Source organism: Paenibacillus sp. NAIST15-1, from assembly GCF_001894745.1.
Taxonomy (GTDB): domain Bacteria; phylum Bacillota; class Bacilli; order Paenibacillales; family Paenibacillaceae; genus Paenibacillus_B; species Paenibacillus_B suaedae.
On sequence record NZ_BBYF01000002.1, the window covers coordinates 779,360 to 791,633 of the forward strand.

Here is a 12,274-nt window from a genome sequence, read left to right on the forward strand (position 1 = left end):
TGGTTAAAGTTGTGCATACAAGGAGATAAGAAGACATGAAACAGACTTACTCATTAAAGCAAAAATTGATTCAAATGCTACATATTTTATTGCCTATTTTCGTAACGCAAGTGGCAATGCAGCTGATGACATTCTTTGATACGGTCATGTCAGGCAACTACCGAACTTCTGACTTGGCAGGTGTAGCGATCGCTACGAGTATTTGGGTGCCTGTATATACAGGGATAAGCGGGATATTTCTTGCGGTGACGCCAATTGTGGCGCAGCATATGGGAGCAGAACGCAAGCAGTTAATTGCTCCAAGTGTGACCCAGGCAGCATATTTAGCGGTTATCTTCGGAGCTGCTGTCATTGGGATCGGTATATTTGCGGTTGATCCGATTCTAACCTTTATGAAGCTGGATGCGGATGTTCACCGGGTGGCAAGAGAATATTTGACTGCAATCGGATTCGGAGTCATTCCATCCTTCCTTTATACCGTAATGCGCGCTAGCATTGATGGACTTGGCTTAACTCGGGTTACGATGATCATTACCCTGCTGTCCTTCCCAATTAACGTGCTGTTGAATTACTTGTTTATTTTCGGAAAAATGGGACTTCCTCAGTTCGGTGGGGCAGGGGCTGGAATAGCAACGGCAATTACGTATTTCATTATTACATGCATCGCATTTGCATTTTTGCGTCGTAACGATCGCATGCGGGAAATGGGCATGTTTCGTTCTTGGAAGGGGATATCGCTTACCCATTGGAAAGAGATTCTTCGCATCGGGATGCCGATCGGATTATCGATTTTCTTTGAAGTAAGTATTTTCTCCATGGTAACCATATTCATGAGTGAATATGACACGGCAACAATTGCAGCACATCAATCGGCTCTCAATTTTGCTTCATTATTATACATGCTTCCGATGAGCATCGCGATGTCATTAACGATTCTCGTTGGATTCGAGGTAGGCGCTAAGCGATTCAAGGATGCGAAGACCTATGCGAGACTTGGTATATTTACAGCGGTGGGCTTATCCTCGCTCTGTGCGGTATTTCTGTTCTTGTTCCATAATGAAGTGGCAGGCATGTACACGAAGGAAGCGGGTGTGCGCGAGATTACATCGACGTTTCTAATGTACGCGATATTCTTCCAGCTGTCTGATGCAGTTGCGGCACCGGTGCAAGGAACGCTTCGCGGCTATAAAGATGTCAATGCCGTGTTCATGATCGCCTTCGCCTCGTATTGGATTATTGGTCTACCGTTAGGCTATGTACTGGCGAACTGGACGGATCTGCAAGCGTATGGCTATTGGATCGGACTGATTAGCGGTCTAGCAGCAGGCGCTGTTGCGCTGTTCACACGGCTTGCAATTGTAGAGCGGAGAGTACTGAAGGGTTTACAAAGAAACTGATTAAATTGATTTAATAGTGCAGCAATGAAAACAAGAGGGCATCAGCTCTCTTGTTTTTTATACCGTTTTTATTTGTAATCCATTGATCTAAGGGGTAGTTCTTTATACGTCTGTTCAATACGTTAAACAATATTTATTATGTAAACTTACTGAAGGGAATAATCCATGTACCTTATGAATCCAGTAAATAGGGGGATAAGAGAATGAAAGTAGTTAGAGCAGTATGGGCTGTAACCATCGTACTCTTCATACTAATTAGTTCATTCACTCCAATATCGAGAAGCTATGCGATAGGGAAAGAAAGCGAACTTATCAGAGCCCGAGTAAATGCGGTAATCGACCTTGAGACCATTGAAGTGGATCAGGGTAAAAAAATTAAGTTGTATGGCGTAAATAGTAAATACTATCAAAAGTACGTAACATCTTTTAAAGAAGAGATTCTGTTTCCGACAGAGACAGGGGTCATCGCAGGATTTTCGAAGGCGTATTTCAAAGGCGAATCGGTCGAACATTTGGTACATAGAGCGCTCCAATTTTATAAGGAATTATTGATTGGAAGAAGTGTGTATCTTAAGGAAGTTCGGACAAGTCAATCTTATATTGTTTACCTTGATCATGACAAGAAGCACAGCTTAAATCAAATTGCAGTAACGTCAGGCTATGTTACTGTTTCGAATGACAATCAGGAGCTTCCTGACTTATTGATTCAACAAGAAGAAGCTAGAAATGCTAAAACGGGATTATGGAATATTACTGTATTTATCAAAGATGCGGGTGGGTGGAGTGAAAATAACTTCGTATATGTTGCTCTTACATTAGTAATACTGAATTTTGTAGTGAGTATGTTCATCTTTGTTTTATATACAAAAAATAGGTCTCTATTAGGAACCATTGCTGTTTATGCGGGGTTTATCACGACTGCGGTAGCTACAATAGGCATATATAGTTATAACGAGAGGCAATTGTTTTTCTGGGTACCACCGATGATTATTGTCATCTTTGCATTGATTGGCATAGGAGAATTTGTCTATTTTATATATTCAAAAAAAGCAAAAAGCTTGCTGTTCGTCACCGCAGAAATCGTTCTCTATATTATGCTTGTTATTGCAGGGTTCGGAATTCTATATCAGGGATATTCAAATAATATAAGAACGCAAACTGAAATCTCTTATGCACTCCCCAATTTCAATTATGAATCAGGCATACGTACTGAAGAGCCTACGGGTAATTATATCTCGATACCGGAAAATGAATATAAACGTACTGAACATGGTGAGGTGGATTTCAAATCCATAGAACGAGTGAAATATAATCTTAGTTTTCTGAATGCGATTTATTTTAGTGCGACTACTTTTTTTACAGTTGGTTACGGAGATTTTTCACCGAAGGGTTTCCTGAAAATTATAAGTGTGATTCAAATGATTATCGGCTATCTGTCTCAAGTTATTTTGTTTAGTTTGCTTTTATCTAAAATCGCTTCATTTGGATCAAAAGTAGAAACACTTGCGAGTGAAGATACGATCCATTCATTTCCGAGCCGAAAAAGCAAACATCAACCCAAGCGACTATTCAACAAATATATCGTCATTGGATTATACATCTTTTATTTGATTGAAAATCTATGGTTATTGTACAAATTAGGCAAATAACTGTGTGTAATTTTGATGTTAGTTATTTCAAAAGAGATGGAAACTAACACATCTATTATATCCACTCAATAAGCAATAGATTTATGAAGTAATGTTCAATATTTGTATACTTTTTTAGTTTAATGTGATAGGCTAGAAACGAATATGTAAGAGGAGGTATCTATTTAAGGACATGTGGACTAACTAATTGGACTCGTTATGGAATTGGATAACAACGATCCTGTGCTCTGCCACAATGGTGGAATGGTTAGAAAACACGTGTGCCTATTTACAGATACTCCTTATCGTAATAGTTCGGACAGAGGAAGCAGTGCAGGCTGAATTAGCTTGCTCCTGTTTTGTTTTGCCGCGACTTGTACCTATGCGTAAGCTACAGAATGCTTATGGAGGGTATGCTATTTGTTTACGTTAGGGTTTCTTTATCGCACAATCTAATCGTGACTCATCGGCAGAGGCCGGTGAGTTTTTTTGTTGCGCTTAGTTGCGCGGATAAAGGAGGTAAACGTATGACGTTGTTGTTAAGCTGCAGAAATTTAGCGAAAGCCTTTGGAGATTTACAGGTGCTACGAAATGTTCAGCTCGATATTGCCAAGGGGGATCGCATTGGACTGGTCGGATGCAATGGTGCAGGCAAAACGACACTCGCCCAGTTACTATATGGAACAGTAAAGCCGGACACAGGTGTGATCACTTGTTTCGGAGATTCGATTGATATTGGATATTTAAAGCAATCGACTTCGTATTCAGTTCAAATGTTCAGTGAGATGTCGGAGTGCATGCTGGAGAAGGATGGGGCTTCCTCATTCATGACTGCAACAAGCATGATGGGCGTAAGACAGGTGCAGTCGTGGGAAATGGAGAGAGCTCGTCATCTGAGCGGAGGGGAGCGCACAAAGTTGGCGCTAGCTCATATCTGGTCAACTCGCCCTCATTTATTACTTTTAGATGAGCCTACGAACCATCTTGACTTGGATGGTGTGGAATGGTTGATTCGAGAACTGAATTCATACGATGGTTCGATGCTTGTCATCTCGCATGATCGATATTTTCTTGATCGGACGGTTCAGCGCACTATTGAGCTAGAGGATGGGGTTGCTCATGAATACATGGGGAACTACAGCGCGTATCGGGATGAAAAAGCTCGAAGATATCAGAATCAGCTGCATCAATATGAGACGGAGCAAAAGTATAAGGCAAAAATAGAAGTTGAAATCCACCGCTTGGAACAGTGGTCTTCCAAGGCGCATCGAGAAGCAGGCAAAGTTGGCAAGATGGTAGAGATGCGTACTGGGATCAAGGAGTTCTATCGTACCAAGGCCAAGAAAATGGATCGACAGGTGAAATCGAGGATAAAAAGGCTTCGTCGAATCGAATGTGAAGGAATTCAGAAGCCGCGAAAGGAGCAGCAGATTTATTTTGAATTTGATCATCCCGACAAACGGGGGAGACGAATGTTGGAAGCCAATCGGATTCATAAATCTGCAGGGAATAAGCTGCTGTTCCAGGATAGTTCATTTACCGTTCAGCGTGGAGATAGAATCGGACTTCTAGGGCCAAATGGGTGCGGGAAATCAACACTTATCCGGATGTTAATAGGGCAGCTTCAACCTGATCGTGGAGAGATCTGGCTAAGTCCAAGCATCAAGCCCGCCTACTTATCTCAGGAGCTGGACGATCTGGATGCGGAGCAATGCGCATTGGAATGGTACGGGTACGACTCTGATAGTCTTGCCGAAGTACGCACGGTACTCGCTCAGATGGGGATTGAAGCAGAAATGTTGATGAAGCCGATGAAGCAGCTGAGCCTAGGAGAACGGATGCGTCTCAAAATCGCGAACTTGATCGTCAATCGTTCAGACGTTCTTGTTTTGGACGAACCAACGAACCATTTGGATTTACAGAGCAGGACGCAACTGGAGGAAACGTTAACCTCGTATTCTGGAACGATGCTGATCGCTTCCCATGATCGGTATTTTCTTGAACGAGTATGTCAAAAATGGCTGGTTTTTCATGACGGCAAAGTGACACTGTCACAACGCTCATTAAGTCAGGCAGTGCAAGTTGGCGATGATGGACAAGGTTCGGATCAGATGGCCTCCTCAGATGAGGTGTATGATCGGTTAATGGTAGAACATAAGTTATCCCACATTTTAGCCGAGCTATCACTGTGTAAACCAGGAGATAAGAAGTATACGGTACTAGATGAGGAATACCAGTTGTGGCTCCACAGAAAGAAGCATTTGGATCAATCTAGGCATAAATAGCTGAATGTAACGAATCATAGGAGTACATACGTGCATGAGAGGGTGTCCAACAATATGAGAATGAAAAAGCATGTACTCCTGCCAATATATATGGCTATTCTGATGTTCATGTCGGGTTTCCAAAGCGGAAGTATTGTGCGATTGAATATGCCTGAAAATGAATTAGACTCTGTGGTGCACGCCTTACAAAAAGGCGGATATATTTTGTATATGAGGCATGGCGAAGCTACGGTTGGGCAGGATCGACCGACCGTGGATTTTCATGATTGCTCGACGCAGCGCAATCTGAGTGATACCGGAAGAGAGCAGGCTAAAATGCTTGGGGAGTCTATGCGCAAACTCAATATTCCTGTTCAATATCCCGTTGTTGCGAGTCCATATTGCCGAACCCGAGAATCGGCAGAACTTGCCTTTGGTTCAGGCAATGTGGCTGTCGATCCTTCTTTGGCGGCTATCGCTAAGCTTAGCGATAGCACAATTTCAGCTGCAGAGAAACAAAGCATTGTGACGCAGGTAGAGAAAATGTTCGAGGTAGTACCCCTGTCTGGAACGAACAAAGTAATTATCGGTCACGCTTTTCCTGCCGGTGTTGCTGTCGGTGAGATCCCTTATATGGGGACTGTTGTGATTAAGCCCAAAGGGCCGGGGAATGGGTATGAGATTGTCCAAAAAATCAGTCTTCAAGATTTCATGAGATAGGATTCCGAACAAGCAAAAGTTCCTTCATTTCGGAGGAAGGCGATCCGCCCTCCGTTTTACAGCATTACAGGATGATTGTAGAACGACACAAACATTGGTTCAAAACATCTTTACTAAATGGGTGGAAATCCAAGGTCAAGGACTAATGTTTGTGTCGTAGATTTTCAACTACAAACACTCCTCAGATTCTACTTGATCAGAACCGCAGCCTGCCATGACCACTAAAAAGATGCTGCCAGCCATCCTACCTAGATAATGGAACAGCCATAAACCTTGTCAAAGGTAAATGATTGTGTTATTTTATATGTGTAACCGGTTTCATGTTTAGAGGTGACTAACAACGATGGCAACGATTAGAGACGTAGCGAAACATGCGGGCGTATCCGCAGCAACCGTATCGCGGGTAATCAACGATACTGGATATGTGCATGATGATACCCGTAGGAAGATTGAAAGCGCAATCAAAGAACTTCACTATACGCCGAATGAAGTAGCTAGATCCTTATACAAGCGAAAATCCAGACTGATCGGTTTCCTACTCCCTGATATCACCAACCCTTTTTTTCCTGAGTTGGCGCGTGGGGTGGAGGATAAGATGCAGGAGAATGATTTTCGAATCATTTTTGGCAATAGCGATGAAAATATACAAAAAGAAAAAGAATATATCCAGACCTTCGTACAAAATAATGTGGTTGGCGTGATTGCATCCACGAATCATCCGGATGCAGATATTTATCGGAAGCTGAAGATTCCAGTAGTATTTCTCGACCGTACGGTGGACAATCGCCCATCGGTATATGCGGACGGACATGAAGGTGGAAAAATAGCTGCCCATGAAATGATTGCCCGCGGCAGTCAGCGGATTACGGTCATGCAGGGGCCGGCTTCCATTCGGCCGGCACAGGATCGTTATCAGGGCGCAATTGATGTGTTGAACAGTCATGGGATGGATTACAACGTAATCCGGACTACATCGTTTTCGTTCACGGAAGCAGGAAAATGGGCGAAGGAATTGTTCGAGCGTTATCCGGACACGGATGGCATCATTGCCAGCAACGACATTGTTGCTACGGCGGTGCTTCATGAAGCGCTTAGGCTTGGCAAGAATGTACCGGATGACGTGCAAATCATCGGCTTTGACGATATTCCGCTCAGCAGTCTCTTAACACCAGCACTGACGACGATCAGGCAGCCCGCTTATGATATGGGCAGAGCCTCGGCAGACCTTTTAATACAATTATTAGAGAATGAAAATGTAGATCAGAAAATCATACAAATGCCCGTGACATTTACAGAGCGGGAAACAATGAGGAAGGTGGGGCAACATGGCTAAAATTATTGTAGTAGGAAGCTCATCAATTGATTTGGTCGTTACATCATCCAAACGCCCGGGGGCCGGTGAAACGGTTCTCGGGGAAAGCTTCAAAACCGTTCCTGGAGGCAAAGGAGCGAACCAGGCCGTTGCCGCAGCGCGGCTCGGAGCCGACGTAACCATGATCGGGCGCGTAGGAGACGATGCATTCGCAGCGCAAATTTTGAACAACTTTAAGCAAAACAACGTTTGTGTCGACAATGTGGAACCGGTTCCACACATGGAAAGTGGAACAGCGCATATCATTTTGGCAGAAGGTGATAACAGTATTGTTGTTGTGAAAGCAGCCAATAATGAAGTTACCCCGGAATATATCGACCATACGAGGGAAGCTTTTGAAGGAGCGGATATGGTGATGATCCAGCAGGAGATTCCGGTGGAAACCGTTACTCATGTCAGCCGGATCTGCAAGAACCTTGGGATTCCGCTGCTGCTCAACCCAGCGCCAGCACGTCCACTTGATGATGAGGTAATCGAAAATGCCGCTTATATTACACCAAATGAGCATGAAGCGAAAATCCTGTTTTCATCTCTAACCGTTTCCGAGGCGCTGCGCAAATATCCGAACAAACTGTTTATTACCGAAGGCAGCAACGGAGTACGTTATTTCGACGGCTCTAATGAAGTACTCGTACCATCTTACAAAGTGCCCGTGGTGGATACGACAGGCGCAGGGGATACCTTTAACGCCGCTTTTGCGGTCGCACTGGCTGAAGGAACAGCGATTTACGATAGCGTCCGTTTTGCCAACCGTGCAGCTTCCTTGTCTGTAACGAAGTTTGGTGCGCAGGGCGGCATGCCATATCGTCAAGAAGTGGAGGCGCAGATGTAACATGAAAAAACAAGGCATCTTGAACAGTCATATTTCGAAAATTTTGGCCGATTTGGGCCATACAGATACAATCGTCGTCGCCGACGTCGGTCTTCCCATCCCGGAAGGGGTCAAGAAAATTGATTTGGCGCTAACGTTAGGTACACCAAGCTTTGAGGAAACGGTCAATGCCATTGCAGCCGATATGGAAATCGAAAAAGTGGTGATTGCGAAAGAAATCAAAGCGCAAAATCATGAAGCAAATGCTTACATCCAGCATAAATTCGGAGATTGTGAAATCGAGGATTGTCCTCATGAAGAATTCAAGGAACTGACTCGCAAGGCCAAAGCTGTGATTCGCACGGGCGAGGCTAAACCGTTCGCCAATATCATTTTACAAGCAGGTGTCTATTTCGGTTAGCAAGTGCTTACGAAGTAAGTTTTGCTGCAAAGAACATCCAGAGAAGCAACGTTCGCAAAACTAAGCGTAAGCTTCCGAAGTAGTTTTGCTGCGAAGAACAATCAAAGGAGCCATGCTCCGCAAAACTTGTAAGGAGGAGCCATTATGCAGATTCAAATGAAAGGAATCCACAAAGCCTTCGGCAGCAACCAGGTACTATCCGGCGTTGATTTTGACCTGCGCGAAGGCGAGGTTCACGCCCTCATGGGCGAAAACGGTGCGGGCAAGTCCACCCTAATGAACATTCTGACGGGCCTGCATGCAAGAGATAAAGGAACCATCCTGATCGACGGCAAGGAAACGTATTTTGCCAATCCGAAAGAAGCGGAGCGGCAAGGTATCGCTTTTATCCATCAGGAGCTAAATATATGGCCTGACATGACCGTGGTGGACAACCTGTTCATCGGGAAGGAGATGTCCTCGACTTGGGGACTTCTAAAATCCAAGGAAATGAAGGCGCTTGCAATTGAGCAATTCAAAAGACTCTCCGTTGATATACCGTTGAATATAGAAGCAGGACAATGCTCGGTAGGACAGCAGCAGATGATTGAAATCGCCAAGGCACTGTTGACGGACACCAAGGTCATAATCATGGACGAACCAACCTCTGCGCTGACGGAAAGAGAAATTCAGAAACTATTTGAAGTCATTCAGTCCTTGAAAAAAGAAGGAGTATCGATTGTTTACATTTCACACCGGATGGAGGAGATCTTCGAAATTTGCGACCGGATCACAGTTATGCGTGACGGCCGGACGGTAGACACCAAGCCAATTCCAGAAACCAATTTCGATGAAGTTGTAAAGAAAATGGTCGGCAGGGAGCTGACCGAACGCTACCCTGCTCGCAACCCTTCACCAGGTGAGGTTGTCCTGGAGGTAGAGCATGCAACTCGCAAAGGATCGTTTGAAGATGTAAGCTTCAGCGTTCATCAAGGTGAAATCGTTGGTTTCTCCGGCCTGATGGGTTCTGGACGCACCGAAATCATGAGAGCACTGTTCGGATTGGATCGGCTGGATCAAGGCGAGGTCCGTATGTTCGGCAAGAAGGTCGAGATCAGAAAGCCGGTCGACGCAGTTAATCATGGAATCGGTTTCATTACGGAAGACCGCAAAGACGAAGGCTTGGTACTGGACTTTTCCGTTCGGGATAACATGGTTCTTCCAAGTATCAGCGGTTTTACAAAGAAAGGAATCATCTCGACGCAAAGTGAGAAGGTGTTCGTGGATGCCTTAATTAAGCGGCTGCAGATCAAAACACATTCAGCGGAAACCGCAGCTGGAAATTTGTCCGGCGGTAATCAGCAGAAGGTGGTTATTGCCAAGTGGATAGGCATCGGTCCGAAGCTGTTAATCCTCGACGAACCGACACGGGGCGTAGACGTTGGCGCTAAGCGCGAAATCTACCAGTTAATGAACGAACTGACAGGCCATGGCGTTGCCATCATTATGGTATCTTCCGAATTGCCTGAAGTGCTCGGCATGAGCGACCGCATCGTTGTTGTTCACGAAGGGCGAATCACTGGAGAATTAACAAAAGCAGAAGCGACACAGGAAAAAATAATGACGCTGGCGACAGGGGGACAGTAATATGACATCCATAAACGATGCAAAAACAAGCAAAGGCTTTCAACTATCGCAAATGACGCAGAAACTCGGACCACTACTTGGTCTATTCATACTGATTGTCATTGTATCCATTCTTAACCCAAGTTTTTTGGAACCGCTTAACATTTTGAACTTGCTGCGGCAGGTATCCATCAACGCGCTGATTGCGTTTGGCATGACCTTCGTCATTCTTACGGGCGGGATCGACTTGTCCGTCGGCTCAACCCTGGCATTATCAAGTGCGTTTGTAGCCAATATGCTCGTAGCCGGATATGATCCAATTCTGTCAATCCTCGCCGGCTGTTTGCTCGGTGGTGTGATGGGGATGATTAACGGTCTTCTGGTTACACAGGGCAAAATGGCTCCGTTTATCGCTACACTTGCAACCATGACGATATTTAGAGGTTTGACGCTTGTTTATACAGACGGAAATCCGATTACTGGGCTTGGTGACAGCATGACATTCCAATTGTTCGGACGCGGTTATCAGTTCGGCATTCCGGTTCCAGCAATCACGATGATTATTGCCTTCGCAGTATTGTGGGTGATTTTGCACAAAACTGCATTTGGACGCAAAACCTATGCAATCGGCGGTAACGAGAAAGCGGCTATCGTATCCGGTATTAAAGTGTCACGCGTTAAAATCATGATTTATTCCTTAGCAGGTATGCTCTCCGCTTTGGCCGGGGCTATCTTGACTTCGCGTCTGAACTCGGCGCAGCCGACTGCAGGTACATCTTATGAACTTGACGCAATCGCTGCGGTTGTCTTGGGCGGTACAAGCCTTTCCGGAGGCCGCGGACGAATTGTCGGTACGCTGATTGGTGCGCTCATTATCGGTACTCTGAACAACGGACTTAACCTGCTCGGCGTATCTTCCTTCTATCAAATGGTGGTAAAAGGTATCGTTATTCTGATTGCGGTGCTCATCGACCGGAAGAAATCTGCTTAAGCGAGAGGAGAGAATCACATGAAAAAGCTAACGATAATACTGTCAGCGTTATTGCTCATTTTAACTACCGGCTGTTCTCTGGAGCCTCCAAGCTGGGCGAAGCCAAAAGCGGGTGGGGACTTAAAGGATATGAAAATCGGTTTGTCCGTCTCTACATTGAATAACCCGTTCTTTGTTTCCTTGAAAGATGGCGTTGTAGCCGAAGCTAAAAAACACGGCATAGAAACAATTGTCGTCGACGCGCAAAACGATTCGGCGAAACAAAGCAATGACGTTGATGACCTGATGCAAAAAGGCGTTAATGTACTTCTAATTAACCCTACCGATTCCGCAGCCATCTCGACTGCCGTTCAATCGGCGAATAGTCTTGGTATTCCTGTCATTACGCTCGACCGTTCGGCGGATCACGGCAACGTTGAAGCACTGGTGGCTTCAGATAATGTCAAGGGCGGCCGCATGGCGGCTGAATTTATCGAGAACCTGGTCGGCAAAAATGCGAAAGTCATTGAGCTTGAAGGTGTAGCGGGAGCATCGGCGACCCGTGAACGCGGCAAAGGCTTCCACGAAGTGGCCGACCAGACTTTGAAAGTTATTGCGAAGCAAACGGCGGACTTTGACCGTACAAAAGGTCTCAACGTGATGGAAAACCTGCTTCAAGCAAATCCTGATGTACAAGCTGTGTTCGCACACAATGACGAAATGGCGCTAGGTGCGATTGAAGCCATTAAGAGCACCGGCAAAAATATTCCGGTTATCGGATTTGATGGCAATGACGATGCATTAAAATCGATTCAGGAAGGCAAGCTGACAGCAACCGTAGCACAGCAGCCTGACTTGATCGGACAGCTTGCGGTGCAAGCCGCATATGATGTGCTGCAGGGCAAGACAGTGGAAAAAACCATTCCTGCGCCGCTGAAGCTGGTGACTAAGGAATAAGTTGTGAAATAAGCGTGGACGATTATCCGTTTAAGAAGCTTCCTTAATAGCAAACAGGCTCATGTTTGGGCCTGCTGCTGTTAAGGGAGCTTTTTTTGTTAAGCACTAATCATGATGCTGGGTGAACTA

General features: G+C 45.2%; 10 protein-coding genes. All 10 read left to right on the plus strand.

Going from position 1 to position 12,274, the window contains the following annotated elements:
• Nucleotides 1–35 precede the first annotated feature (35 nt).
• The 10 genes from PBN151_RS07385 (at nucleotide 36) to rbsB (ending at nucleotide 12,145) form a co-directional block, all read left to right on the plus strand.
• Nucleotides 36–1,397: an MATE family efflux transporter gene (locus tag PBN151_RS07385; RefSeq protein ID WP_072728441.1), complete on the plus strand. Its 1,362-nt coding sequence runs from the start codon at nucleotides 36–38 to the stop codon at nucleotides 1,395–1,397.
• Between the two features lie 203 nt (nucleotides 1,398–1,600).
• Nucleotides 1,601–3,046 (plus strand): ion channel, encoded by a 1,446-nt coding sequence (locus tag PBN151_RS31800; RefSeq protein WP_072728442.1) that lies wholly within the window; start codon nucleotides 1,601–1,603, stop codon nucleotides 3,044–3,046.
• 506 nt (nucleotides 3,047–3,552) lie between these two features.
• Entirely contained in the window at nucleotides 3,553–5,310 is a 1,758-nt protein-coding gene (gene abc-f / locus PBN151_RS07395) for a ribosomal protection-like ABC-F family protein (protein ID WP_072728443.1), read from the plus strand.
• 90 nt (nucleotides 5,311–5,400) lie between these two features.
• Nucleotides 5,401–6,009: a histidine phosphatase family protein gene (locus PBN151_RS07400; protein WP_227774472.1), complete on the plus strand. Its 609-nt coding sequence runs from the start codon at nucleotides 5,401–5,403 to the stop codon at nucleotides 6,007–6,009.
• A 343-nt stretch (nucleotides 6,010–6,352) separates the two neighbouring features.
• A complete protein-coding gene (locus tag PBN151_RS07405; RefSeq protein WP_072728444.1) occupies nucleotides 6,353–7,342 on the plus strand; it encodes a LacI family DNA-binding transcriptional regulator in 990 nt (329 codons plus the stop codon).
• Nucleotides 7,335–8,213 carry a ribokinase gene (gene rbsK / locus PBN151_RS07410; protein ID WP_072728445.1) on the plus strand — a complete coding sequence of 293 codons (879 nt, stop codon included), beginning with the start codon at nucleotides 7,335–7,337 and terminating at the stop codon, nucleotides 8,211–8,213. Before PBN151_RS07405 ends, rbsK begins: the two co-directional genes overlap by 8 nt.
• 1 nt (nucleotide 8,214) lies before the next feature.
• The gene (rbsD, locus tag PBN151_RS07415) at nucleotides 8,215–8,613 is read left to right on the plus strand and encodes a D-ribose pyranase (RefSeq protein WP_021253850.1); all 399 of its coding nucleotides are present in this window, start codon (nucleotides 8,215–8,217) and stop codon (nucleotides 8,611–8,613) included.
• A gap of 144 nt (nucleotides 8,614–8,757) precedes the next feature.
• Nucleotides 8,758–10,239, plus strand: coding sequence for a sugar ABC transporter ATP-binding protein (locus tag PBN151_RS07420; RefSeq protein ID WP_072728446.1), 1,482 nt, complete (start codon nucleotides 8,758–8,760; stop codon nucleotides 10,237–10,239).
• 1 nt (nucleotide 10,240) lies between these two features.
• Nucleotides 10,241–11,209 carry a ribose ABC transporter permease RbsC gene (gene rbsC / locus PBN151_RS07425; protein WP_072728447.1) on the plus strand — a complete coding sequence of 323 codons (969 nt, stop codon included), beginning with the start codon at nucleotides 10,241–10,243 and terminating at the stop codon, nucleotides 11,207–11,209.
• A gap of 18 nt (nucleotides 11,210–11,227) precedes the next feature.
• Nucleotides 11,228–12,145: a ribose ABC transporter substrate-binding protein RbsB gene (rbsB, locus tag PBN151_RS07430; protein ID WP_028533030.1), complete on the plus strand. Its 918-nt coding sequence runs from the start codon at nucleotides 11,228–11,230 to the stop codon at nucleotides 12,143–12,145.
• Nucleotides 12,146–12,274 lie beyond the last annotated feature (129 nt).

Coding starts and splice junctions, on each gene's coding strand:
- rbsK (WP_072728445.1), top strand. CDS start 7,335: ATGGCTAAAATTATTGTAGTAGGAAGCTCATCAATTGATTTGGTCGTT.
- PBN151_RS07385 (WP_072728441.1), top strand. CDS start 36: ATGAAACAGACTTACTCATTAAAGCAAAAATTGATTCAAATGCTACAT.
- abc-f (WP_072728443.1), top strand. CDS start 3,553: ATGACGTTGTTGTTAAGCTGCAGAAATTTAGCGAAAGCCTTTGGAGAT.
- PBN151_RS07405 (WP_072728444.1), top strand. CDS start 6,353: ATGGCAACGATTAGAGACGTAGCGAAACATGCGGGCGTATCCGCAGCA.
- PBN151_RS07400 (WP_227774472.1), top strand. CDS start 5,401: ATGGCTATTCTGATGTTCATGTCGGGTTTCCAAAGCGGAAGTATTGTG.
- PBN151_RS31800 (WP_072728442.1), top strand. CDS start 1,601: ATGAAAGTAGTTAGAGCAGTATGGGCTGTAACCATCGTACTCTTCATA.
- rbsC (WP_072728447.1), top strand. CDS start 10,241: ATGACATCCATAAACGATGCAAAAACAAGCAAAGGCTTTCAACTATCG.
- PBN151_RS07420 (WP_072728446.1), top strand. CDS start 8,758: ATGCAGATTCAAATGAAAGGAATCCACAAAGCCTTCGGCAGCAACCAG.
- rbsD (WP_021253850.1), top strand. CDS start 8,215: ATGAAAAAACAAGGCATCTTGAACAGTCATATTTCGAAAATTTTGGCC.
- rbsB (WP_028533030.1), top strand. CDS start 11,228: ATGAAAAAGCTAACGATAATACTGTCAGCGTTATTGCTCATTTTAACT.